The organism is Streptomyces sp. NPDC050211 (assembly GCF_040656035.1).
Taxonomy (GTDB): Bacteria; Actinomycetota; Actinomycetes; order Streptomycetales; family Streptomycetaceae; genus Streptomyces.
Genome location: NZ_JBFALC010000002.1, coordinates 227729 through 250438, shown reverse-complemented (window position 1 = coordinate 250438; position 22710 = coordinate 227729). Strand labels below are relative to the sequence as shown.

Sequence of the window (22710 nt, the reverse complement as noted above, 5' to 3'; positions counted from 1 at the left end):
AGTGGACACCAGCAGACAGGAGACCCCTCGTGACCGTCGTCGGGCCGTTCGGGCTGAGCGTGCGGGACCAGGCTCTGGAAGCCGATGTCCAGGCCGGATTGGCGGCTGTCGAGGAAGGGCTGCTCGAAGCCACCAAGAGTGAGGTCCCGTTCATCACCGAGGCCGCGCAGCATCTGGTGCGGGCCGGCGGCAAGCGGTTCCGGCCGCTGCTCGTGATGCTCTCCGCGCAGTTCGGGGACCCGTACGCACCGGGGGTCGTGCCGTCCGCCGTGGTCGTCGAGCTGACGCACCTCGCGACGCTGTACCACGACGACGTGATGGACGAGGCGGCCGTACGGCGCGGGGTGCCCAGCGCGAACGTCCGCTGGGGCAACTCGGTCGCCGTGCTCACCGGTGACTTCCTCTTCGCGCGCGCCTCGCACACCCTCGCCGATCTCGGTCCGGAGGCGGTGCGGGTGCAGGCCGAGGCGTTCGAGCGGCTGGTGACCGGGCAGATCCTGGAGACGGCCGGCCCGACGGACGGCCGGGATCCGGTCGAGCACTACTTGGACGTGCTGAGCGGGAAGACCGGGTCGCTGGTCGCGGTGTCGTGCCGGTTCGGGGCGATGATGTCGGGCGCCGACGAGACGATGATCGACGTACTGACGCAGTACGGGGAGCGGCTCGGGGTCGCCTTCCAGCTCGCCGACGACGTCCTGGACATCGCGTCCGACTCGCACGAGTCCGGGAAGACGCCGGGGACCGATCTGCGCGAGGGGATTCCGACCCTTCCGGTGCTGCGGCTGCGGGAGCGGGCGGCCCGGCTGGGGCTGGCCGAGGATGTCGCGCTGTGCGAGCTGCTGGACTCCGACCTGAGCGACGACGCGCGGCTCGCGGAGGCGCTCGCGGGGCTGCGTGGGCATCCGGCGCTGGAGCAGGCGCGGCGGGACACGGTGCGGTATGCGGAGGACGCGCGGGCCGCGCTGGCTCCGTTGCCGGAGTGCGATGCGAAGGCGGCGCTGCTGGAGTTGTGCGACGCCGTGGTGCATCGGGCGGGCTAGTTCCGGCGCTGAGCAGCGGGGACTGGCAACGTGACGCAGGTCACACTGCTGGACTGAGTCCAGACTGAGATCGCCTCCGTATTCATGCCCAGAAGCTGACGCAGGGGGCGTCGGCTGCATTACGGGGAGACAAAAGAATTATGGGCATGAACGCGACGTTCTCACTGCGCAGTAAGAGCCTGATCGTCACCGCTGTCGCGGTGGCCGCCGCCGGTGGTGTCGCCGCCGCGGTGATTCCCGCCTTCGCCGCCGGAGACAACCGCGCCGACCACGCGGGGCACACCGGAGGCGAAGGCATCGTGAGCCAGAGCGGCACCGTGGCGGGCGGCAAGGGCGGGACCATCCTCGCCGCCAGTCTGCGGGGCGCCAACGAGGTGCCCGTGGCGGGCGGTCCGGCCGTCGGGGACAAGGACGGCGCCGCGCTCCAGTTCGTGAAGGTGAAGGGCGACAAGGTGTCCGTCGCCGTGAAGTGGCGCGGCACGGACAAGCCGACCCTGCTCCACATCCACCAGGGCGCCAAGGGCACCAACGGCGGTGTGAAGGTCGACTTCACCAAGCTGCTCGCGGGCGCCAAGGGCAAGACCGTCACCGGCACCGTCAAGGTCGGCGACGCCGCCCTGCTCAACTCGCTGAAGTCCGACCCCGGTTCGTTCTACGCCAACCTGCACACGGCCGAGTTCCCGGGCGGAGCCGTCCGCGGCCAGCTGCACAAGGTGACCACGGCGTTCGACTTCCGCGACGCGCTCGACAACTTCCAGGCGTCCGTCCTCAAGGGCAAGCAGATCTACGAGTGCAAGCCGGCCGAGGGCGGCGGGTACGCCTTCGCCCAACGGGACGTCAGCGCCCTCCTGGCCGGCCCGATCGCGCACTCCTTCGTCGAGCCCAACTCCGGTACGCCGCAGTGGATCGCGCCCGACCGCAGCGCCGTCACCGGATCGGTCATCAGCAGGACGCCCAACGGCGACAAGAACATCCCGGAGCTGGACCTGAAGGCCACCCAGTCCGGCAAGCACCGCGGGCTCCTCGCCGGCACCGCGGAGATCCTGCGGCTGAACACCGTCGGCGGCGTCGCCCCGGCCGGCTCCTGCGAGCCGGGTGCCATCGTCGGCGTGCCCTACCAGGCGGACTACGTGTTCATTCAGCGCTGATACACGCGGCGCTGATCCACTTCGACGGGCGGCGTCTTCCCCGCACGACCCTTACGGGTCGGGGGAGGCGCCGCCCTCGCATGTCATACCGCAGCAGTACGCGGAGTTGGCTCCGCAGGTTGACGTATACCTCCGGCGGATTTGGTCAACTGGAGACCACGGAAAACACCACTCCTCACCGATTCGGGTGAGAATGGCGGCTCAGGGTGGGACGAGTGCGATTAAGCGACAGCCGCCGCTACGACGGAGGTAAGGCACACATGGCACCGTACGAATCCGACGACAGCACGACCGCCGGCGAGGTGGACGACCTCCGCGCCGGCCGCCGCAAGGCCGCGCGGTACGTCGTTCCGGTCGCGGTGGTGGGCGTGGCGGCGGCGACCATCGGGCTCGTCCCGGCGATCGCCGACTCCGGCGACCCCGACCTGCCCAAGATCAGTGCGCAGCAACTCATCGAGAAGATCGCCGCATCGGACGTAGAGCAGCTGTCCGGCACGGTGAAGATCAGCACGGACCTGGGGCTGCCGGACCTCGGCGGGCTGGAGAGCAGCCTGATGTCCGGGGCGACGCAGTCGGGTGAGGGCTCGTCCGCCGACCCGAGCTCCAAGCTGATGGAGCTGGCGTCCGGCACGCACACCGTGCGCGTCGCCGCCGACGGCGAGGACAAGCACAAGATCTCGCTGCTGCAGAACGCCGCCGAGTACAGCCTGATCCACAACGGCAAGGACGTCTGGGGCTACGACAGCGCGTCCAACGAGGTCTACCACGGCACCGCCTCCGAGAGCGCGGACGGGAAGACGAAGGAAGACGTCCCGACCACGCCTCAGGAACTCGCCGAGGAGGCCCTGAAGTCGGTCGACGACACGACGTCCGTGACCGTCGACGGCACCGCGCAGATCGCGGGCCGGGACGCCTACCGGCTGCTCATCAAGCCGAAGGACTCCGGCTCCACGGTCGGTGCGATCACCGTCGGCGTGGACGCCAAGACCGGTCTGCCGTTGAAGTTCACGCTGACCCCGGCGAGCGGCGGCGCCGCCGTGGTGGACGCGGGCTTCACCCAGGTCACCTTCGCCAAGCCGGCCGCCTCCACCTTCGACTTCACCCCGCCCAAGGGTGCGAAGGTCACGGAGGAGGGCGACGTCGCGGCCGGGGAGCACGGCCAGGCTCCGGACAACTTCCGGACCCCGGACGACTCCAAGGCTCCGGACGAGAAGGTGGCGCCCGAGGGCGAGCCGAAGATCATAGGCGAGGGCTGGAACTCCATCGCCGTCATCGAGACCGGCGGCGAGGGCATGCCCTCCGGCTCCGAGGCCGGCGGCGAGTTCGGTGGCTTCCTCGACTCCCTCGGCGACAAGGTGACCGGCAAGTTCGGCGAGGGCACGGTCTTCAAGACCCGCCTGGTCAACGCCCTGATGACGGACGACGGCAAGATCTACGTCGGCACGGTCACGAAGGACGCCCTGGTGAAGGCGGCCAACGCGGCCAAGTAACAGCCGTACGCAGAACACTCGTACGCGACGTACCGTACGCGTACGACGAATCGAGGGAGCCGATGGACGAGCCGCCCGCCACGGAGCCGGACACGGAGGGTGTGGATGACAGCGTCATCCGGACGCGTGCGCTCACCAAGCGCTTCCGCGGCGGGCAGCTCGCCGTCGACGGTCTGGATCTGACCGTCCCGGCGGGCAGCGTCTTCGGCTTCCTCGGTCCGAACGGCTCCGGCAAGACCACCACCATCCGCATGCTGATGGGCCTCATCGAGCCGACCTCCGGCACGGCACGCGTCCTCGGGCAGCCCATGCCCCGGGGCACGCGCGCCGTACTGCCGCACGTCGGCGCCCTGATCGAGGGGCCCGCGCTGTACGGCTTCCTCTCCGGCCGCGACAACCTCATCCGGTACGACGCCGCCGACCCGACCGCCGACCCGCGCACCCGGCGTGCGCGCGTCGCGGCGGCGCTGGACCGGGTGGGCCTGACAGCGGCAGGGAGCAAGAAGGCGAAGGCGTACTCACTCGGCATGAAGCAGCGGCTGGGTCTCGCCGCCGCCCTGCTCCAGCCCCGCCGTCTCCTCGTCCTCGACGAGCCGACGAACGGGCTCGACCCGCAGGGCATGCGTGAAATCCGCTCCCTGATCAGGGAGTTGGCCTCCGACGGCACGACCGTCTTCCTCTCCTCCCATCTGCTGGACGAGATCGAGCAGGTCTGCAGCCATGCCGCCGTGATGGCACAGGGGCGGCTGATCACCCAGGGCGCGGTGGCGGACCTGGCGGCCGGGATGCGGGGCCGGCTGGTCGTCACCACGCCGGACGCGGGCGACGCGGCCCGGGTGCTCAAGGAGCAGGGCGCCTCGGACGTCATCGTCGAGGACGACCGGGTGACCGCGGAACCGCCCGAGCGCGATCTCGCCGAGGTGAACGCCGCGCTGGTGACGGCGGGGGTCCGGGTCCGCGGCTTCGGGGTCGAACGGGCTTCCCTGGAGGACGCGTTCGTGGCGCTGACGGGGGAGGGCTTCGATGTCGCGGGCTGAGCTGGCCGGGTCGAGCGAGGTCCAAGTTCCCCGGAAGCAGAGCCCGTTGTGGACCTTGGGTCTTCTCCGCAGCGAGCTGGTGACCACGTTCCGGCGCTGGCGCACGCTCGCGCTTCTCGGTGTGCTGGCCGCCGTACCCGTCCTGGTCGGGATCGCCGTCAAGATCGAGACGAGCGACGGCTCGGGCGTCGGCGGAGGCGGCGGTGGTGGCGAGGGTCCCGCGTTCATCTCGCAGATCACCAACAACGGCCTCTTCCTGGTCTTCACCGCGCTGGCCGCGACGCTCCCCTTCTTCCTGCCCATGGCCATCGGCGTCATCGCGGGTGACGCGATCGCAGGCGAGGCCAACGCGGGAACGCTGCGCTATCTGCTCGTCGCCCCGGCCGGCCGCACCCGCCTGCTGCTCACCAAGTACGCGACCACGATGGCCTTCTGCCTGGTGGCCACGCTGGTCGTCGCGGTCTCGGCGCTCACGGTCGGCGCGCTGCTCTTCCCGCTCGGCGACCTCACGACGATCTCCGGAACCCAGATCAGCTTCACCGAGGGCCTGGGCCGAGCCCTGCTGATCGCGCTGGTCGTCGCCGCGTCACTGACGGGCGTCGCGGCCCTCGGCCTGTTCGTCTCCACGCTCACCAACAGCGGCATCGCGGCGATGGCGACGACGGTCGGTCTGCTGATCACCGTCCAGATCCTCGACCAGATACCGCAACTGCACGCACTCCAGCCGTACTTCTTCTCCCACTACTGGCTGTCCTTCGCCGACCTCATGCGCGACCCGATCTACTGGGACGAGCTGGTGAAGAACCTCGGGCTGCAAGGCCTCTACGCCGCGGTGTTCGGGGCGGCCGCCTGGGCGCGGTTCACGACGAAGGACGTCACGGCGTAGCGCTCCGCTGGAGAGCAGGGTGACAAACCCGCGGGCCGGTGGGGGCTGGTCGCGCCCACGCGGCGGTAGCCGCAAATCGACACAGCCCCGCGCCCCTTACGGGGCGCGAGGAGTCAGCCGTCGTACGGGAAGCGGGCGAGCGGTGCCTCCTGGGCGAAGAACGTCTTGGCTTGGGCGAGTGCCTCGGCGTCCTTCAGCACGTCACCGGGCTTGCTGCCGTTGCCGAGCAGGACGCCGCCGAAGCGCATCCCCATGTAGGCGGCCGAGTTGTTGAGGGTGCCGATCAACGGGTCGGCGACCTCCCGCTCCTCGTGCGCGAGCGCGGTGACGCCCCAGAGGGTGCGTCCGGCCAGCGTCGCCTTGAAGTCCAGGCCGGGCGTGCGCAGCCAGCCCGCCCAGTAGTCGAGGTAGCGCTTGGTGGGGGCGGACACCGAGTACCAGTACAGCGGCGAGGCGATCACGATGTCCGTCGCCGAGAGCGTCGCGTCCAGCAGGAACCCCGTGTTGCCCTCCGTGGGGCGGACATGGTCGCTGTCGTGACGCAGATCCTCGTAGTCGGGCAGCGGACGGGCGGCGAGGTCGATCCACTCCTGCTCGACGTCCGCGGGCAGCTGATCGGCGGCCTTGCGGGCCAGCAGCTCGGTGTTGCCCTCACTACGGCTGCTGCCCAGCAGGAACAGGAAACGGCGGCTCATGACATCCCCCACTTGGTCGGCGTACGACGGCTACTTGCGTACGCAGTATATGCGCACACATCTAAATGTCCATGGGTCCATGGGCCCATGGGTCACGTGTACGGCGCCAACCGCGCCCGCAACCCGGCTCGTCCCTCCGCCTCCCGCGCCACCCCCAGCAGCAACGCCTCCCGGCCGCGTCCCGCCACCAGCTGAAGCCCGACCGGACAGCCGTCGGTGCCGAAACCGGCCGGGAGGCTGAGCGCCGGGTGGCCGCTGAGGTTGAACGCCCAGGTGAGCGCCGTGGAGTAGCGGTCGCCGGGGCCGTCGTGGCCATGCGGCGGGTTCGGGGTGGTCGGGGTCAGCAGGAGGTCCGCGTCCGCGAAGAGGGCGTCGAGGCGGCGGTCGTTCTCCGCGCGGAGGCGGTGGGCGGCGGTGGGGTCGGCGCCGGGGGTGCGGAGGGCGAGCCAGGCGGGGGCCGGGTCTTCGAGACGGACAGTGGCTCTGACGGGTCGTATGACTCCGGTGTCCGCGAGGTGCTGCGCCGCAGTGCGGGCGATGGTGACGAGGTCCGGATCGGGGGCTGCGAAGCCGAGGTCGGGGGACCAGACAGCGGTCGGTGCCGGTGCTCCGGAATCCGATGGATGTTCCCCGGCCATGATCCGCCAGTACGCCGCCGCATCCTCCGCACACCGCGCCAGCACCCCGGCCGCCGTGAGCCCCGTAGGGTCGGTGTTCGTCGTCTTCAGGCCGACGACCCCGCACCATGCGGCGGGGATCCGCACCGACCCCGCCCCGTCGCTGCCGGTCGCCAGCGGCACCAGGCCCGCGGCCACCGCGGCGGCGGAACCGGCCGAGGAGCCGCCGGGGGTGCGGTCGGAGCGCCAGGGATTGACGGTACGGCCATACGCGCCAAGTCCCCAGGTCTGCCAGGGAGTTCCGGGCCCCGGAACGGATGTGGCGCCCACAGGGACGCACCCGGCCTCGATCAGCCGAGCCGCCGTACGCAGCCCGTGCCGCCGCCCCTTCACGCCGATCGGCACCCCGGCCAGCGGCAGCCGCTCGCCCGCGGCGACCCGTGCGTCCACCTCGCCCGCCCGCCGCAGCGCCTCCTCGCCCCACACCTCGACGAAGGCGCACAACGTGGGCTCGGCCTGCCGGATCCGCTCCAGCGACTCCGCTACGACATCGACGGCGCGCAGCGTCCCCGACCGTACGGCGGCGGCGATCCCGGTGGCGGTCAGCGAGTCCGTGCCTCCGTGAGCGACGCCAGGTCCGCGGTCGCGCGCGGTGGCGTCCCGCTCAGGTCGCCCAGGCGCCAGCTCTGCACCCACGGCACGCGGTACACGTCGATCACCGACTCGAGCGCCTTGACCTGCTGGGTGAGCGGGCGGGGCAGTCGGCCGGGGGCGTCCGCGACGAGAACGATGGCGTCGAGGTCGAGTCCCGCCGGGGCCTCCCCACGCCGGAATGCCTCCACGGCGTGCAGGACGGACGCCAGGCCGGTCGCGTGGGTGCGGGCGACGAGCAGCACTGATTGCGGATCATCGGGGCCGGGCCAGTCACGTCCGCAGTCCTGGCCGCCGTAGACGGTTGCCAGCGTGGTGACGCCCGCCCCGCCGTGCGTGCCGACCCAGGAGAAGCGCCGGGTTGCGGCACCGGGATGCGCGGGGCCCTCCGAACCCGTCACGGCCACCGGGCCGCGAAGCCAGATCTCCGGCCCCTGCTGCGCATCCGTCCGCATACCCCACTCCGTCCTCCCGAGCCACCGATCCCACCCCGCCTGCGCCGGCTCCACGACGGGGCGTGAGCTCTGGGACGAGGCTGTGACGCCATAGTGACGTGGGAACCGGGGACGAGCGGAGAGACTACTCAACAGTACGTGTACGACCGGATCTTGCTGTCGGGGGGCGCGGAAGCGGAGACCGCCGGGCGGGGGGCACCATGGAATCCGAACCCGTAGCCGAACGCCCCGTCCGCGGACTACCCGACACATCCGAGTGAGGGAACGATGTCTCGACTCAGCCGCGACAAGAAGCGGGAACAGAAGCACGCCGCCCAGCCGGCAGGCCCCGCGGTGGCCCCCATCGACGTCCACGTTCCCGTGGCGGGGCCGGGCGCGGGTACCGCATCGGTCGGCGGCGTCCCCGTCGTCCCCGCTCCCGGCGAGGAGATCCAGCACACCATCCTGAACCACCTCCATCGCATCGCCCTCGCCACCGGCCACGCCGTCCGCGCCACCATCCACGATGAGCGCATCGGCTTTGTCGTTCCGCTTCAGATGAACGGCGACGGCTCTACGCAGTTCACGGGGGAGCCGGTGCGGGTGGGTTCTGGGGCGGTGGTGGGTTCTGGGACGGTAGCGAGTTCTGGGACGGTAGCGAGTTCTGGGACGGTGGGGGAGTCGCAGCCGATGTGGGAGGCCGTATCCACGGGGGACGCCTCCACGGGGGACGCCGCGCGAGGGTCGGCTCAGGGGGTCGTATCCCCGGGGGGCGCACCCGCAGCGGATGCCGTACGAGACGCCGTACCGCCGCCTCCCCCTCCCGGTCCGCCCGCCGCGCCCCGCGACAGGTCCACGCACGTGCTGCGCGCCATACCGGAGTCGCAGCCGCAGCCGCAGCCGCAGCCGCCCCGCGACGCGGCCCCCACCTTCCGCCTGCGCGCCCTATCGGAGTCGGTCCAGGACATCCCGCCCGGCACGGTCGCGCCACCGATGGGCGAATTCGGCCCACCGCCGGCGATGGACGCGCCCCCGCCCACGCCCCCGACCCCGGACGCGCAGCCCCTCCCGCCCCCAGCTCTCAAGGACCCCACGCCCCTCCCGTCCCCAACCTCCCAGCCCCTCCCGCCCCACCCCCACAAACCGCAGCCCCCCGTCGACGCGCCCTACACCTCCGCCCCCGACCTCGACCCTGAATCCAAGCCGACCCCGCCCCGCGGGTTCGACGCGGTGGCTGAGGCGGTGCTGGGGGACGACCCGTTGGCTGGGGCGCATGGGGACGAGAGGGCTGAGCTGGCGGAGCCGGTCGCGCGGATCGGGGAGGCGGTCAAGGAGGGGCGGATCGAGTCGGCCGCGGAGTTGGCGGCGGAGACGGTGGCGGAGGCGTCGGGGACGCTGGGGCCGGAGCACCCGGAAGTGCTGCGGCTGCGTGAACTCACCGCCTACGTCGCCTACTTGGCGGGCGACCCGGAACATGCCTTCGGTCTCTCCCTCGACCTGGCCAGGATCCGCAGCAGGGCCCGCGACGCAGAGGCCGCGTACGGCAACGTGCAGAGCGCGGCGACTGCTTGGCGGGCGGTACGCGACCCGGAGCAGGGCCTGCTGCTGGGCCGGGACCTGATCGGCCTGTGGAGCGAACTCACCGCCGAGGACGGGCCCGCGGCCGAGGACATCGAGCAACTCGAGTCGGCCCGGGCGCGGATGGACCGTCTGGCCGAGCGCGCCCGGACCTTGAACTCCTGACCGGACCTTGAACTCCTAAGAGGACAGCTCCCACACCGCATGCGCCACCGCGTCACTGTTCCGGTCCAGCGCGGTGTCGTTGATGTTGGACGTCGTGTCGCAGGACGAGTGGTAGCAGCGGTCGAACGCCTGCCCCGACGTACCGCCCCACTTGGCCGCCTGTGCCGCCGTCTTGGCGCGGCTCGCGCCCGTGAACAGCCCGCCCACCGGCACGCCCGCGCTCTTGAACGGCGCGTGGTCGGAGCGGCCGTCGCCCTCGGTCTCGATCTCCGTGGGGACGCCGAGGCCGGTGAAGTAGTCCTTGAAGGTCTTCTCGATCGCCGGATCGTCGTCGTAGACGAAGTAGCCGGGGTTGGGCGAGCCGATCATGTCGAAGTTGAGGTAGCCGCTGATCTTTGCCCGGTTCGCCGAGGACAGGTTGTTGACGTAGTGGCGGGAGCCGACGAGGCCCAGCTCCTCCGCGCCCCACCAGGCGAACCGCAGATGCTTTGTGGGCTGGTGGTTCGCGCGGGACACGGCCAGCGCGGTCTCCAGGACCGCCGCCGAGCCCGATCCGTTGTCGTTGATACCGGCCCCTGAGGTGACGCTGTCGAGGTGCGAGCCGGCCATGACGACCTGGTTGGTGTCGCCGCCCGGCCAGTCCGCGATCAGGTTGTAGCCGGTGCGGCTGGAGGACGTGAACTGCTGGATGGCCGTGGTGTAACCGGCCGCGTCCAGCTTGGCCTTCACATAGTCGAGCGAGGCCTTGTAGCCGGCCCGGCCGTGCGCCCGGTTGCCGCCGTTGGCGGTGGCGATGGACTGGAGCTGGGTGAGGTGCGCCTTGACGTTGGAGACGGGGATGTCGGGGGCGGCGGCCACCGCGGGTGCGGGTGCCGCCCCGGCTATGGATCCGCCGACCAGGAGCGATGCGGCCGCGACGACGGCGGTGGCCGTGACGCGTCCGGGAACCGAGAGCTTCATGTGGGGGGCTCCGAATTCCTTGGGAATCACAGGGGATTCCACAGTGAATGGGGTGCCTGGATGGTGAAGCTCTGGCTGACGCTCCGTCAAGAGCGCTATCAGGACAAGTGTGTTCGTATATCGGGCGGTGGCGGGCAGATCACTGCACGCAGAACTCGTTGCCCTCGGGATCGGTCATCACGACCCACTCCCCGCCGGGCTCCTTCACCTCCCGCTGCACGCTCGCACCCAGCTCCCGCAGCCGCTCGACCTCGTCCGCGCGCCGCCCCTTGCCGGGGTGCAGATCGAGGTGGAGCCGGTTCTTGACGGACTTGGCCTCGGGTACGCGCTGGAACAGCAGCCGCCGCCCCAGTCCGGCGCCGTTGTCCGCGTCGTACGGATCGTCCGGATGCCGTACGCCGACCAGGTCCCGGAAGGCGAGCCGGGCGTGGAACTCGACGGTCGCCTCGCGCGGCAGGACGCCGAGTTCGAGAAGGCGCTCGATGAAGGCGTTGTTGTCCTCGACCTCGTAGTGGAGCGCGGCGGCCCAGAAATCGGCCTGGGACTGGGGGTTGGCGCAGTCGATGACGAGCTTCCAGTGGACGGGTGTGGGAGTGCTCTCAGTCATGAGTCCACTTATAGCCGCGCATCCGGTCAGCGGCTGTCCTGAAGGGCCTCGGCCTGCTGCCCGTCGTACGCCGCCCGCGCCGCCGCGATCTCCCGCTGATGCTGTTCCGTCCACGTCACCAGCGACTGGATCGTGGCGTGCAGCGTTCCGCCCAGCGGAGTGAGTTCGTACTCCACCCGTGGCGGGACGACCGGATGCACCGTCCGCTTCACCAGTCCGTCCCGCTCCAGCTGGCGCAGGGTCACCGTCAGCATGCGCTGGCTGACGCCGTCGATCTCGCGGCGCAGCTCGGTGAAGCGCAGCCGCCGGTTCTCCAGCAGGGCGATGACGAGCAGCGACCACTTGTCGGCGACCCGGTCGAGGATCTGCCGAACCTCGCAGCCCTCCCGGGTGTCCCACTGGAAGGGGTCGGCGTCGCCGTAGTCCACGGTGCTCTCGCAGTTACTCGGTGACTTCGAAGTGCCTTCTTCCATGTCTCCCGATGCTGCCGCAGGCTGGAGACGGTTACAAGAGGGAACCGACCCTCATGTGCGTAACCGGCTCACCTTTTCCTTTCGCCTACCCGAGGAGTCCCCATGGGCACCCGTGCCTGGGCCCTGCTCTTCGTCCTCTGCGGAACGATCTTCCTGGAGGGCATCGACGTCGCCATGATGGCCGTCGCGATCCCGACGATCCGATCCGATCTCGGCCTGTCCACGGGCACCGCGGCCTGGGTGATGAGCGGTTACGTGCTCGGTTACGCGGGCTTCACCCTGCTCGGCGGACGGGCCGCCGACCTGCTCGGGCGGCGCCGGATGTTCCTGCTCTGGCTGACGGTCTTCCTGGTCTTCTCGGGCCTCGGCGGCTTCGCGACCGAGGGCTGGATGCTGGTCGTCGCCCGGTTCGTCACCGGTGTGTCGGCCGCGTTCATGACCCCGGCGGCGCTGTCGCTGATCACGACGTCGTACGAGGAGGGCCCGCAGCGCAACAAGGCCCTGCTGGTCTTCGCTGGGACGGCCGCCGGCGGCTTCTCGCTCGGCCTCGTCATCGGCGGCCTGCTCACCCAACTCGGCTGGCGCTGGGTGTTCTTCGCGCCGGTACTGCTGGCGGGCGCGCTGCTGGTGCCGGCGGTGCGGCTGATTCCGCGCCAGGAGACGCCGCAGCAAGACCCGGCGTCGATGACCCGCCGCCGCTTCGACCTGCCCGGCGCGCTCACCGCCGCCGGTGCGATGCTGCTGGCCGCCTACACCGTCGTACGACTGGAGCACGGTCCGCACGACTGGCCGCTGACCGCCGTGTCCGGTGCCGCCGCGCTGCTGCTGGCCGCTGCCTTCGTCGCCGTCGAGCGGCGTAGTCCGGATCCGCTGGTGCGGCTCGGCATCCTGCGCAGCGGGGCGCTCGTCCGGGCCGACCTGGGGGCGCTGTTGTTCGTCGGCGCCTTCTTCGGCTTCCAGTTCGTGGTGACGCTGTATCTGCAGGAGTTGCGGGGGTGGTCGTCGCTGCAGACCGCGATCGCCCTGGTGATTATGGGATGTGACATGGTACTGGCCCCGACGCTCACCCCGAAGCTGGTCGCCCGCTACGGCAACGCCCGCGTGATCGTCGCCGGCTTCGTGCTCGCGGTCGTCGCGTACGGGCTGTTCCTGCCGGTCGGCATGGACTGGTCGTATGCGGCGATGTTCCCGACGCTGATCATCGCGGGCACGGCGTTCGCGCTGGCGTACGGGCCGTTGACGATCGCGGCGACGGACGGGGTCGCCGAGGAGGAGCAGGGGCTGGCGGGCGGGCTGCTGAACACCGCGACGCAGTTCGGCTCGGCGATCGGGATCTCGGCGGTGACTGCGGTCTACGGCTTGGCGTCGACCGGGTCGGGGCCTGAGGCCACGCTGTCCGCGTTCCGTACGGCGCTCTGGGTGCCCGTCGTGATGGTGGTGCTGGGCCTGTTGATCTCGGCCCTGACCCTGCGCGCCGCCCGCCAGGCGTCGGCGGTGAGCAGCGTCAGCGCCAGCCAGACCAGCGCGAACCCGGCCCAGCGCTCGGGCGGCATGGCCTCGCGGAAGTAGGCGACGCCGAGCAGGAATTGGAATACGGGGGCCAGGTACTGCAGCAGGCCCAGCGTCGACAGGGGGACGCGGATCGCCGCCGCGCCGAAGCAGACCAGCGGCAGCGCGGTGACCACGCCGGTCGCGGCGAGCAGCGCCGCGTGCCCCGCGCCCTCGGTGGTGAACGTCGAGTCGCCCTGCGCGCTCAGCCACAGCAGATAGCCGAGGGCGGGCAGGAACTGGATCGCGGTCTCGGCGGTCAGCGACTCCAGGCCGCTGAGGTTGACCTTCTTCTTCACCAGGCCGTAGGTGGCGAAGGAGAAGGCGAGGATCAGGGAGATCCACGGCGGCTGCCCGTATCCGACGGTCAGGACGAGGACGGCGGCGAATCCGATGCCGACCGCCGCCCACTGCACGGGCCGCAGCCGTTCTTTCAGGAGCAGCACGCCCATCGCGATGGTGACCAGCGGGTTGATGAAGTATCCGAGGGAGGCCTCGACGACCCGGTCGTTGTTCACGGCCCAGATGTAGACGCCCCAGTTGACGGCGATGACGGCCGCGGCGACCGAGACGAGCGCGAGCCGTCGCGGCTGCCGCAGCAGCTCTCCGGCCCACTTCCAGCGTCGTACGACGAGAAGCACGGCGGCGACGACGACGAAGGACCACGCCATCCGATGGGCGAGGACCTCGGACGGACCGGCCGGCTTGAGCAGGGGGAAGTAGAGGGGAAACAGCCCCCACATCCCGTAGGCCGCGAAGCCGTTCAGCAGTCCTATGCGCCGCTCACTCTTCGGCTCCCCGGTCACCGGCTCCTCCTTCATGCGTCGCTCGCCCGCATGAAGGTAGCGCCGAACGCCCCCGCGTGTCATGCCCGTATCGGTATACGGTCATGACACGCGGGGGCGTCAGAGGCTCAGCCCTTGAGTGCGGTGGCGATCGCCTCGGACAGCGGGGTGGTCGGGCGGCCGGCCAGGCGGGACAGGTCGCCGTTGACGAAGGCCAGCTCGCCCTTCTCGATGGACAGGTCCACGCCGGCCAGGGTGGCGGCCAACGGCTCGGGCAGCCCGGCGCCGGTCAGGATCCCTATGAGAGCGTCGGCCGGGACGGGGCTGTACGCGATCTCCTTGCCGGTCTGCGCGCTCAGCTCGGCGGCGTACTCCGCGAAGCTCCAGGCCGCGTCGCCGCTCAGCTCGTACGTCTTGTTCTCGTGCCCCTCGCCGGTCAGCACTCCGACGGCGGCGGCCGCGTAGTCGGCGCGCGCGGCGGAGGCGACCTTGCCCTCGCCGGCGGCGGCGACGACCGCGTTGTGCTCCAGCACCGGGGCGAGGTTCTCGGTGTAGTTCTCGTGGTACCAGCCGTTGCGCAGCAGCGTGTAGGGCAGGCCGGAGGCGAGGAGTACGTCCTCGGTGGCGCGGTGGTCGTCGCCGAGCGCGGCGGTCAGGCTGCCGGGGGCGCTGGTGTAGGCGAGGAGCGCGACGCCGGCGGCCTTGGCGGCGTCGATGACGACCTGGTGCTGGCCGACGCGGCCCTTGTCGAACTCGTTGCCCGAGATGAGCAGCACCTTGTCGCCGGCCGCGAACAGGCCGTCGAACGTCTCCGGAGCGTTGTAGTCGGCGACCGCGATCTTCACGCCGCGGGCCGCGAAGTCGGCGGCCTTCTCCGGGGTGCGGACGACGGCGGTGATCTGATCGGCCGGGACCTTCTCCAGCAGCTGCTCGACGACGTGGCGGCCGAGGTGTCCGGTGGCTCCGGTGACAACGATGCTCATGATGAGGAACTCCTTGTGGGGTGCGTTGGCACTAACCCTAGGGCATGCACTAACTCATCGAAAGTACCCACTTTGAAGTAAGGTACTGGCATGGCAGTAACCGAATGGCACCCCGACGGCGCGACGATGTGCCCGTACCGCCTGGTCCTGGAGCACGTCACCAGCAAGTGGGGCGTCCTGGTCCTGATCCAGCTCCTCGACGGCCCGCACCGCTCCAGCGAGCTCCGCCGCGCGATCAGCCAGGTCCGCCAGGTCAGCGAGAAAATGCTGACGCAGACCCTGCAGACCCTTGAGCGCGACGGCATGGTCCACCGCGAGGCCCACCCGGTGATCCCCCCGCGCGTCGACTACTCCCTCACCGACCTCGGCCGCGAGGCCGCGGAACAGGTACGCGACCTCGCGCTGTGGACACAGCGGCGGATGGACGCGGTGCAGGAGGCGCGGGATGCGTATGACGCGGCGAAAAGGCAGGTCTGAGCAGGGATGATGCATACGGTCCTGGCCGGCTGACGCGCATGCGGGCGGCGCTCGAAGGGCACACATATGTCGGGGCGTTGGTCGACATGCGAGACACGTCCTTCGATGCGCCCCCTCTCCGCCTCCCGCGCTTGCTTGTGCCGCCGGGCACGCTGGGAAGGGGTGTCACGCCCACTGTGTGCCGACCCGCGCCCCACCCGTCGGTGCACGGACACCAGATCCAGAGGGATGTCTTGACATGGCCACACAGATACCGGTCGCGATAGGGCGAAGTATCGGTTCTGCAGTAGCTGCGGGGTTCGGCCTCTTACGGGAATCGCTCACCCGTGGGACCCGCCGCCGACGCCAGGAGGAAATCCTGCTGGACTTGCTCCGGCAGCTCGCGTTGATGACCGAGGAGGTTCATCGGGCGAACCTGATCCAGGAACACCGCATCACCATGGAGCAGATGAACCGGACCATCGACGATCCCTCCCTGGCTGACGCCCGCTCCACGCTGGCCGGGGTCTCCGAGGCCAGACGCCGACAGATGATCTTCGCCAACGGGCAGTACGCGTCGCTCCTGCTGGCCTATCGCGTCGGAACGTTCGAGTGGAGTGAACTCCTGGGCCACTTGAGGATTCTGTGCCGCAACGACATCTTCGCCGAGTACTGGGACCGCACGGCCGAGCATCGGCGAAGCCTGCCCGGCGACTCCCTGGAGCGGCGGCTGGGCAAGGTGATCGACGGGATGCTGGAGGAACTGGCCGATGATCCGGACCGGTGGTGGGTTGTCGGGCAGGTCGATGCGGTACCTGAGTGACAGGTTTCTGTACCGGCGACCCTTTTATTTCGCTCGCGGGTGTGAAACGTAGCCCGTGAGGGTGAAAGTGTGAATGCCGCGAGTTGCCTGACCCGGCCGCCTACGTTTTTACTGACCGGACGTCCTTACGTCCGGATCATGAGCCGGACGTCCTTACGTCCGAAGAGGCCTCCGAGTGTTCAGCGAAACCCGTGCCGTAACCGTCGTCCGTCGCCTCGGAGACTCCCCCCGCGCCAGGGGAAGCCACACCAACGAAACCTGCCCTGACCTCTTCGAACTGAGTGACGGCAACTTCGCGGTGATCGGCACGGAGGCCACCGCCGATCTCGACCCGCACCTTCCCCCGGATGCCGCCCGAGCCGACTACGAGCGCATCGTCGTGATCGACCGGGACACCCTGATCCGCGCCAAGAAAGACATCCCCGACGAGTAGTGCACCCGTGCGCCCCCTGTACGCCTCCCGCGCGGACTGGCGGCCGAACGCAGAACGCCGAGGGCCCAGGTGCTGTGTCGCACCCGGGCCCTTTATGCCGTACAGCTGTCAGCCGACTACGGTCCAGGTGTCGCCGCCGGCCAGCAGCGCAGCCAGGTCGCCCTTGCCGTTCTGTTCGATCGCTGCGTCGAGTTGGTCGGCCATCTGGGTGTCGTAGACGGGCCGGTCGACGGAGCGCAGGACGCCGATGGGGGTGTGGTGCAGGGTGTCCGGGTCGGCGAGGCGGGACAGGGCGAACGCCGTGGTCGGTGAGGTCGCGTGGGCGTCGTGGACCAGGACCTGCGCCTCGTTCTCCGGCGTGACGGGCACGACCTTCAGGTCGCCGGTCTGCTCGTCGCGTACGACGCCCTTCGAGCCGTCGGCGCCGAAGCGGATCGGCTGCCCGTGCTCCAGCCGGATCACCGCCTCCTCGGCCTGCTGCTTGTCCTTGATCGCGTCGAAGGCGCCGTCGTTGAAGATGTTGCAGTTCTGGTAGATCTCGATCAGTGCCGTGCCCGGGTGGGCGGCGGCCTGGCGCAGCACTTCGGTGAGGTGCTTACGGTCGGAGTCCACCGTCCGCGCCACGAAGGACGCCTCGGCGCCGATGGCCAGCGAGACCGGGTTGAAGGGCGCGTCCAGGGAGCCCATCGGCGTCGACTTCGTGATCTTGCCGACTTCCGATGTCGGGCTGTACTGGCCCTTCGTGAGGCCGTAGATCCGGTTGTTGAAGAGCAGGATCTTCAGGTTCACATTGCGGCGCAGGGCGTGGATGAGGTGGTTGCCGCCGATGGACAGCGCGTCGCCGTCACCGGTGACGACCCACACGCTCAGGTCGCGGCGGGAGGATGCCAGGCCGGTCGCGATGGCGGGCGCGCGGCCGTGGATGGAGTGCATGCCGTACGTGTTCATGTAGTACGGGAAGCGGGACGAGCAGCCGATGCCCGAGACGAAGACGATGTTCTCCTTGGCCAGGCCCAGCTCCGGCATGAAGCCCTGAACGGCCGCGAGGATCGCGTAGTCACCGCAGCCGGGGCACCAGCGCACTTCCTGGTCGGACTTGAAGTCCTTCATGGACTGGCGGGCCTCGGCCTTGGGAACGAGCGAAAGCGACTCGATCGTGCCCGTGCCTTCCGTGGACGTCTCAGCCATCGAGGGCCTCCTTGAGAGCCGTGGCGAGCTGTTCGGCCTTGAACGGCATGCCGTTGACCTGGTTGTAGCTGTGCGCGTCGACCAGGTACTTCGCCCGGATCAGCGTGGCGAGCTGACCGAGGTTCATCTCGGGCACTACCACCTTCTCGTAACGCTCCAGCACCGCGCCGAGATTCCGCGGGAAGGGGTTGAGGTGCCGCAGATGGGCCTGTGCGATGGCCTCCCCGGCCCGGCGCAGCCGCCGTACCGCCGCCGTGATCGGCCCGTACGTCGAGCCCCAGCCCAGGACCAGCGTCCGCGCGCCGTCCGGGTCGTCGACCTCCAGCTCCGGCACGTCGATGCCGTCGATCTTCGCCTGCCGGGTGCGGACCATGAAGTCGTGGTTGGCGGGGTCGTAGGAGATGTTGCCCGAGCCGTCCTGCTTCTCGATGCCGCCGATGCGGTGCTCCAGGCCCGGCGTGCCCGGGATCGCCCAGGGGCGGGCGAGGGTCTGCGGGTCGCGCTTGTACGGCCAGAAGACGTCGCTGCCGTCCTCCAGGGTGTGGTTCGGGCCCTGCGCGAACTGCACCCGCAGGTCCGGGAGGTCGTCGATGTCGGGGATGCGCCAGGGCTCCGAGCCGTTGGCCAGGTAGCCGTCGGACAGCAGCATCACCGGGGTGCGGTACGTCAGCGCGATACGGGCCGCCTCCAGCGCCGCGTCGAAGCAGTCGGCCGGCGTCTGCGGGGCGATGATCGGGACCGGGGCCTCGCCGTTGCGGCCGAACATGGCCTGGAGGAGGTCCGCCTGCTCGGTCTTGGTCGGCAGGCCGGTGGACGGCCCGCCGCGCTGGATGTCGATCACCAGCAGCGGCAGCTCCAGGGAGACCGCGAGCCCGATGGTCTCCGACTTCAGCGCCACACCGGGACCGGACGTGGTGGTGACGGCCAGCGAGCCGCCGAAGGCCGCGCCCAGGGCGGCGCCGATGCCGGCGATCTCGTCCTCGGCCTGGAAGGTCCGTACACCGAAGTTCTTGTGCTTGCTCAGCTCGTGCAGGATGTCCGAGGCCGGGGTGATCGGGTACGAGCCCAGGAACAGCGGCAGGTCCGCCTGGCGGGACGCGGCGACCAGTCCGTAGGACAGGGCCAGGTTCCCGGAGATGTTGCGGTAGGTGCCGACCGGGAAGGCCTTCGCGGCCGGGGCCACCTCGTAGGAGACGGCGAAGTCCTCGGTCGTCTCGCCGAAGTTCCAGCCCGCGCGGAACGCGGCGATGTTGGCGGCCGCGATATCGGGCTTCTTGGCGAATTTGGCGGTCAGGAACTTCTCGGTGCCCTCGGTGGGCCGGTGGTACATCCAGCTCAGCAGGCCCAGCGCGAACATGTTCTTGCTGCGCTCGGCCTCCTTGCGGGTGAGGTCGAACTCCTTGAGCGCCTCGACGGTGAGCGTGGTCAGGGGCACCTCGTGGAGGCTGTATCCGTCGAGCGAGCCGTCCTCCAGCGGGCTCGCCTCATAGCCGACCTTCTGCATCGCCCGCTTGGTGAACTCGTCCGTGTTGACGATGATCTCCGCGCCGCGCGGCACATCGGCGATGTTCGCCTTCAGGGCGGCCGGGTTCATCGCGACCAGCACGTTCGGCGCGTCGCCCGGGGTCAGGATGTCGTGGTCGGCGAAATGCAGCTGGAAAGACGAAACGCCCGGCAGGGTTCCTGCGGGCGCGCGGATCTCGGCGGGGAAGTTCGGCAGCGTCGACAGATCGTTGCCGAAGGACGCCGTCTCCGAGGTGAAGCGATCTCCGGTGAGCTGCATACCGTCACCCGAGTCCCCCGCGAACCGAATGATCACTCTGTCCAGCCGGCGGACGTCCTTCTCTCCTGCCGGTTTGCGCTGCTCTCCCACGACGGCTTCGTCGGCCTGCTCCGCTGGGCTGCTGACCTGGCTGGTCACTGAACTGGACCTCCCTCGAGGCGGCTGTCTGGGAACGGCCTTCCCGCAGGCCCTCCCAGGATCAACCCTACGTCCGTAAGGGGCGCCCTCCCGCGGCCATTCGCATGATGGACACCGCTTTGAGACGGTTCGCCGCCCTGACTTGTCATGATTTCCCGCCCCCGGCGCTTCCCTCAAAGACGCTTCCCGTGCAGGTTTCGGTTCTAGCCTCGTTCTTTGATCTCGCGCCACGCTTGTGTCCCGCTTGCCGGGCCCTTTTCTCGCCCCGATTTCCTCGCCCTCGATTGACTGACACGGTGTCAGGCCCTCAGGAGTTCAAGTACGTCAGAACTGCGAGTACCCGCCGATGGTCCCCGTCGCTCTGGGACAGGCCTAGCTTCAGGAAGATATTGCTGACGTGCTTCTCGACGGCGCCGTCGCTCACCACGAGCTGCCGGGCGATCGCGGAGTTGGTCCGCCCCTCGGCCATCAGGCCCAGGACCTCCCGCTCCCGTGGGGTGAGTCGCGCGAGCACGTCCTGCTTACGGGAGCGGCCGAGCAGCTGCGCGACGACCTCCGGGTCCAGGGCGGTGCCGCCCCCGGCCACCCGGACCACCGCGTCCACGAATTCACGCACCTCGGCTACCCGGTCCTTGAGCAGATACCCGACCCCGCGGCTGGAACCTGCCAGCAGTTCGGTGGCGTACCGCTCCTCCACATACTGTGACAACACGAGCACGCCCAGTCCGGGATGCGCCTTGCGCAGCTGCACGGCCGCGCGAACGCCTTCGTCGGTGTGGGTCGGCGGCATCCGTACGTCGGCCACGACCACGTCGGGCAGCGATCCGGCCGCGTCCAGCTCGCCGATGGTCTTGATCAGCGCGTCCCCGTCACCCACCCCGGCCACGACATCATGGCCCCGGTCGGTCAACAGCCGAGTCAGCCCCTCCCGGAGCAGCACCGAATCCTCGGCGATGACCACACGCACCCTGTCCTCCACGATCCTCGGCCCCCCACAGCCCAACAGCGCCCACCAAGACCCCCAGCATTCCAGCATTCGGTCCGGACTGCGCCCGGGCTGCGGAAATGGGGGAGGGAATGGCGGGTCGGCGGGGGGAGGGGGCAACGTTTCGGCCGCCCGCGGCTGCGGACGGCCCGTTGTAGCCCGTTGCACGTATCCGGTTGCCGTGCGGCGAGGGGCGGCGCCTAGCCAGCAGGCGGGTGGCGTCTCGTCAGGCTGCGGGTCGCCGTCCCGTCAAGCTGCGGGCAGTCGTGCCGCCTGGGGCGGCACGGGTGGGCGCAGGCGGCACCCCGTCAGCGCCGGGCTGCGCGACTCACCCCACCCCGGCCACGACGGCGCGGCGGCCGCGCGACCCGCCCCCGCCCACGTCACCCGCTCACACCCGCTCACTCCGCCACGGCAACTCCGCAGTCACCCGCGTAGGCCCCCCCACCGGCGAATCCACCACCAGAATCCCGTCCACCGCGTCCAGCCGCTCGGCCAGCCCCGCCAGCCCCGACCCACCGGAGGTGTCCGCGCCCCCCACCCCGTTGTCCACGACCTGCAGCATCAGCCGGTGATCCACCCGCCACACATCCACCGCCGCCCACGTGGCCCGCGAATGCTTGCTGATGTTCTGCAGCAGCTCCGACACCGTGAAGTACGCGATCCCCTCGATCGCCGGCGCCGGCCGCTCCACCAGATCGACCTCCACCTGCACCGGCACCGTGCACCGTGACGCCACCGCCGACAGCGCCGCATCCAGCCCCCGGTCCGTCAGCACCGCCGGATGAATCCCCCGCGCCAGATCCCGCAGCTCCTGCAACGCCGTCTTCACCTCACCGTGCGCCTCGTCCACCATCCGCGCCGCGGCCTCCGGATCCTCCGTCAGCTTCTCCTTCGCCAGCCCCAGATCCATCGCCAACGCCACCAGCCGCGCCTGCGCCCCGTCGTGCAGATCCCGCTCGATCCGCCGCAGGTCGGCCGCCGCGGTGTCGACCACGACCCCCCGGTCCGACTCCAGTTCCACGACCCGCGTGGCCAGCCGCGACGGCCCGAGCAGCCCGTGCACCAGCATCCGGTCCACCGTGGTCAGCGCCCGCACGATCCACGGCGTGGCCAGCGTGAACAACAGCCCCACCAGCGCCGTGACGGTGATCTCGAAGGGGTTGTCGAGGTAGACGTGGTGGGTCTCGTCGCCGTACAGCTGCAGGCCGTCCTGACCGCCGTACATCGGGAAGAGCCAGAACCACAGCGGATACGTCAGCAGCGACCAGCCGATCGACCAGGCGGTCACGGAGACGACGAAGGAGAACACCGCCCAGGGCAGGTGCAGCACCGCGTACAGCAGCGCCCGCCACGACGAGCCGCTCTTGAGTACGGCCCCCATCCAGGCCATCGCGCCGGGCTTCCGCATCCGCAGCGGCTCGGGCGCCGCCACCTCGAGCCCCAGCAGCCCCCGCGCCCGCGCCCGCTCCAGCGACCCGAACAACCGGCACCCGGCGAGCCCCGCCGCCAGCACCGGAATCCCGAGGAAGGTGACCAGCAGGCCCGCGCCCAGCGACACCATCGTCACGGCGTAGATGTAGAGCAGGATGCTGATCGGCAGGCTGAGCAGCACATACGTGAACTCGCGCCAGCTGCGCGCCTCGAACGGCGCCCGCAGCCCCGCAGGCAGCCGGTGCCGCCTGGTCTCGGTGGCGTATCCCGTGGGGTGTCCGGTGGGGTATCCGAGCCCGCTGTCGCGCTGGTCGTAGCCCTGTCCGTACTCCGTGGCCATCGGCGTCGTCCGTTCTACTCGGCCTGCTCGTCC

The 22710-nt window shown here is 70.1% G+C and carries 21 protein-coding genes and 1 pseudogene; 10 read left to right on the top strand and 12 right to left on the bottom strand.

What is annotated here, in order from left to right; all coding sequences use genetic code 11:
* Window positions 1-29: 29 nt before the first annotated feature.
* The 5 genes from AB0I98_RS03140 to AB0I98_RS03120 all read left to right on the top strand — a co-directional run bounded on the left by AB0I98_RS03140 (window position 30) and on the right by AB0I98_RS03120 (window position 5601).
* Entirely contained in the window at window positions 30-1040 is a 1011-nt protein-coding gene (locus AB0I98_RS03140) for a polyprenyl synthetase family protein (protein ID WP_362934406.1), read from the top strand.
* A 146-nt stretch (window positions 1041-1186) separates the two neighbouring features.
* Window positions 1187-2188, top strand: coding sequence for a CHRD domain-containing protein (locus AB0I98_RS03135; RefSeq protein ID WP_362934403.1), 1002 nt, complete (start codon window positions 1187-1189; stop codon window positions 2186-2188).
* A gap of 260 nt (window positions 2189-2448) precedes the next feature.
* On the top strand, window positions 2449-3678 hold the full coding sequence (locus AB0I98_RS03130; RefSeq protein ID WP_362934400.1) for a sigma-E factor regulatory protein RseB domain-containing protein: 1230 nt from the start codon (window positions 2449-2451) through the stop codon (window positions 3676-3678).
* Window positions 3679-3740: 62 nt separating this feature from the next.
* On the top strand, window positions 3741-4715 hold the full coding sequence (locus tag AB0I98_RS03125; protein WP_362934397.1) for an ABC transporter ATP-binding protein: 975 nt from the start codon (window positions 3741-3743) through the stop codon (window positions 4713-4715).
* Window positions 4702-5601 (top strand): ABC transporter permease subunit, encoded by a 900-nt coding sequence (locus tag AB0I98_RS03120; RefSeq protein WP_362934394.1) that lies wholly within the window; start codon window positions 4702-4704, stop codon window positions 5599-5601. Before AB0I98_RS03125 ends, AB0I98_RS03120 begins: the two co-directional genes overlap by 14 nt.
* A gap of 113 nt (window positions 5602-5714) precedes the next feature.
* Here the strand turns inward: AB0I98_RS03120 and AB0I98_RS03115 are convergent, their stop codons facing one another.
* The 3 genes from AB0I98_RS03115 to AB0I98_RS03105 form a co-directional block, all read right to left on the bottom strand.
* Entirely contained in the window at window positions 5715-6296 is a 582-nt protein-coding gene (locus AB0I98_RS03115) for an NAD(P)H-dependent oxidoreductase (RefSeq protein ID WP_362934391.1), read from the bottom strand.
* 92 nt (window positions 6297-6388) lie between these two features.
* The gene (locus AB0I98_RS03110) at window positions 6389-7477 is read right to left on the bottom strand and encodes an amidase (RefSeq protein ID WP_362934858.1); all 1089 of its coding nucleotides are present in this window, start codon (window positions 7475-7477) and stop codon (window positions 6389-6391) included.
* A 38-nt stretch (window positions 7478-7515) separates the two neighbouring features.
* Complete coding sequence (locus AB0I98_RS03105) at window positions 7516-8019, bottom strand: DUF6668 family protein (protein ID WP_362934388.1); 504 nt, start codon at window positions 8017-8019, stop codon at window positions 7516-7518.
* 267 nt (window positions 8020-8286) lie between these two features.
* Between AB0I98_RS03105 and AB0I98_RS03100 the strand changes: the two genes are divergently transcribed.
* On the top strand, window positions 8287-9741 hold the full coding sequence (locus AB0I98_RS03100; protein WP_362934385.1) for a tetratricopeptide repeat protein: 1455 nt from the start codon (window positions 8287-8289) through the stop codon (window positions 9739-9741).
* Between the two features lie 15 nt (window positions 9742-9756).
* On the opposite strand, the gene AB0I98_RS03095 is transcribed toward AB0I98_RS03100, so the two are convergent.
* The 3 genes from AB0I98_RS03095 to AB0I98_RS03085 form a co-directional block, all read right to left on the bottom strand.
* The gene (locus tag AB0I98_RS03095) at window positions 9757-10701 is read right to left on the bottom strand and encodes a M28 family metallopeptidase (RefSeq protein ID WP_362934382.1); all 945 of its coding nucleotides are present in this window, start codon (window positions 10699-10701) and stop codon (window positions 9757-9759) included.
* A gap of 139 nt (window positions 10702-10840) precedes the next feature.
* Window positions 10841-11308, bottom strand: a complete 468-nt coding sequence (locus AB0I98_RS03090) for a VOC family protein (protein WP_362934379.1) — start codon at window positions 11306-11308, stop codon at window positions 10841-10843.
* Window positions 11309-11334: 26 nt separating this feature from the next.
* On the bottom strand, window positions 11335-11781 hold the full coding sequence (locus tag AB0I98_RS03085; protein WP_362934376.1) for a helix-turn-helix domain-containing protein: 447 nt from the start codon (window positions 11779-11781) through the stop codon (window positions 11335-11337).
* A gap of 102 nt (window positions 11782-11883) precedes the next feature.
* Here AB0I98_RS03085 and AB0I98_RS03080 point away from each other — a divergent pair.
* Window positions 11884-13239: pseudogene (locus AB0I98_RS03080) on the top strand (MFS transporter); the annotation flags it as partial.
* Here the strand turns inward: AB0I98_RS03080 and rarD are convergent.
* A complete protein-coding gene (gene rarD / locus AB0I98_RS03075; protein ID WP_362934373.1) occupies window positions 13134-14135 on the bottom strand; it encodes an EamA family transporter RarD in 1002 nt (333 codons plus the stop codon). The pseudogene AB0I98_RS03080 and the gene rarD overlap by 106 nt on opposite strands.
* A 107-nt stretch (window positions 14136-14242) precedes the next feature.
* Complete coding sequence (locus tag AB0I98_RS03070) at window positions 14243-15097, bottom strand: SDR family oxidoreductase (RefSeq protein ID WP_362934370.1); 855 nt, start codon at window positions 15095-15097, stop codon at window positions 14243-14245.
* Between the two features lie 90 nt (window positions 15098-15187).
* Here AB0I98_RS03070 and AB0I98_RS03065 point away from each other — a divergent pair, with 90 nt between their 5' ends.
* The 3 genes from AB0I98_RS03065 to AB0I98_RS03055 all read left to right on the top strand — a co-directional run bounded on the left by AB0I98_RS03065 (window position 15188) and on the right by AB0I98_RS03055 (window position 16809).
* Window positions 15188-15574, top strand: coding sequence for a helix-turn-helix domain-containing protein (locus AB0I98_RS03065; protein ID WP_362934367.1), 387 nt, complete (start codon window positions 15188-15190; stop codon window positions 15572-15574).
* Window positions 15575-15812: 238 nt separating this feature from the next.
* Complete coding sequence (locus AB0I98_RS03060; RefSeq protein ID WP_362934364.1) at window positions 15813-16376, top strand: DUF6082 family protein; 564 nt, start codon at window positions 15813-15815, stop codon at window positions 16374-16376.
* Window positions 16377-16551: 175 nt separating this feature from the next.
* Window positions 16552-16809 carry a hypothetical protein gene (locus AB0I98_RS03055; protein ID WP_362934361.1) on the top strand — a complete coding sequence of 86 codons (258 nt, stop codon included), beginning with the start codon at window positions 16552-16554 and terminating at the stop codon, window positions 16807-16809.
* Window positions 16810-16917: 108 nt separating this feature from the next.
* Here the strand turns inward: AB0I98_RS03055 and AB0I98_RS03050 are convergent, their stop codons facing one another.
* From AB0I98_RS03050 to AB0I98_RS03035, 4 genes are all read right to left on the bottom strand, one after another.
* On the bottom strand, window positions 16918-17997 hold the full coding sequence (locus tag AB0I98_RS03050) for a 2-oxoacid:ferredoxin oxidoreductase subunit beta (RefSeq protein ID WP_362934358.1): 1080 nt from the start codon (window positions 17995-17997) through the stop codon (window positions 16918-16920).
* Window positions 17990-19918, bottom strand: a complete 1929-nt coding sequence (locus tag AB0I98_RS03045) for a 2-oxoacid:acceptor oxidoreductase subunit alpha (RefSeq protein WP_362934355.1) — start codon at window positions 19916-19918, stop codon at window positions 17990-17992. Before AB0I98_RS03045 ends, AB0I98_RS03050 begins: the two co-directional genes overlap by 8 nt.
* 307 nt (window positions 19919-20225) lie before the next feature.
* Window positions 20226-20885: a response regulator transcription factor gene (locus AB0I98_RS03040; RefSeq protein WP_362934352.1), complete on the bottom strand. Its 660-nt coding sequence runs from the start codon at window positions 20883-20885 to the stop codon at window positions 20226-20228.
* Between the two features lie 409 nt (window positions 20886-21294).
* Window positions 21295-22677 carry a sensor domain-containing protein gene (locus AB0I98_RS03035; protein ID WP_362934349.1) on the bottom strand — a complete coding sequence of 461 codons (1383 nt, stop codon included), beginning with the start codon at window positions 22675-22677 and terminating at the stop codon, window positions 21295-21297.
* Window positions 22678-22710 lie beyond the last annotated feature (33 nt).

Excerpts from the sequence above, each read along its gene's own strand:
- AB0I98_RS03050 (WP_362934358.1), bottom strand. The coding sequence starts at position 17,997 with ATGGCTGAGACGTCCACGGAAGGCACGGGCACGATCGAGTCGCTTTCG.
- AB0I98_RS03085 (WP_362934376.1), bottom strand. The coding sequence starts at position 11,781 with ATGGAAGAAGGCACTTCGAAGTCACCGAGTAACTGCGAGAGCACCGTG.
- AB0I98_RS03065 (WP_362934367.1), top strand. The coding sequence starts at position 15,188 with ATGGCAGTAACCGAATGGCACCCCGACGGCGCGACGATGTGCCCGTAC.
- AB0I98_RS03105 (WP_362934388.1), bottom strand. The coding sequence starts at position 8,019 with ATGCGGACGGATGCGCAGCAGGGGCCGGAGATCTGGCTTCGCGGCCCG.
- AB0I98_RS03130 (WP_362934400.1), top strand. The coding sequence starts at position 2,449 with ATGGCACCGTACGAATCCGACGACAGCACGACCGCCGGCGAGGTGGAC.
- AB0I98_RS03095 (WP_362934382.1), bottom strand. The coding sequence starts at position 10,701 with ATGAAGCTCTCGGTTCCCGGACGCGTCACGGCCACCGCCGTCGTCGCG.
- AB0I98_RS03115 (WP_362934391.1), bottom strand. The coding sequence starts at position 6,296 with ATGAGCCGCCGTTTCCTGTTCCTGCTGGGCAGCAGCCGTAGTGAGGGC.
- AB0I98_RS03090 (WP_362934379.1), bottom strand. The coding sequence starts at position 11,308 with ATGACTGAGAGCACTCCCACACCCGTCCACTGGAAGCTCGTCATCGAC.
- AB0I98_RS03100 (WP_362934385.1), top strand. The coding sequence starts at position 8,287 with ATGTCTCGACTCAGCCGCGACAAGAAGCGGGAACAGAAGCACGCCGCC.
- AB0I98_RS03035 (WP_362934349.1), bottom strand. The coding sequence starts at position 22,677 with ATGGCCACGGAGTACGGACAGGGCTACGACCAGCGCGACAGCGGGCTC.
- AB0I98_RS03060 (WP_362934364.1), top strand. The coding sequence starts at position 15,813 with ATGGCCACACAGATACCGGTCGCGATAGGGCGAAGTATCGGTTCTGCA.
- AB0I98_RS03125 (WP_362934397.1), top strand. The coding sequence starts at position 3,741 with ATGGACGAGCCGCCCGCCACGGAGCCGGACACGGAGGGTGTGGATGAC.
- AB0I98_RS03135 (WP_362934403.1), top strand. The coding sequence starts at position 1,187 with ATGAACGCGACGTTCTCACTGCGCAGTAAGAGCCTGATCGTCACCGCT.
- AB0I98_RS03120 (WP_362934394.1), top strand. The coding sequence starts at position 4,702 with ATGTCGCGGGCTGAGCTGGCCGGGTCGAGCGAGGTCCAAGTTCCCCGG.
- AB0I98_RS03070 (WP_362934370.1), bottom strand. The coding sequence starts at position 15,097 with ATGAGCATCGTTGTCACCGGAGCCACCGGACACCTCGGCCGCCACGTC.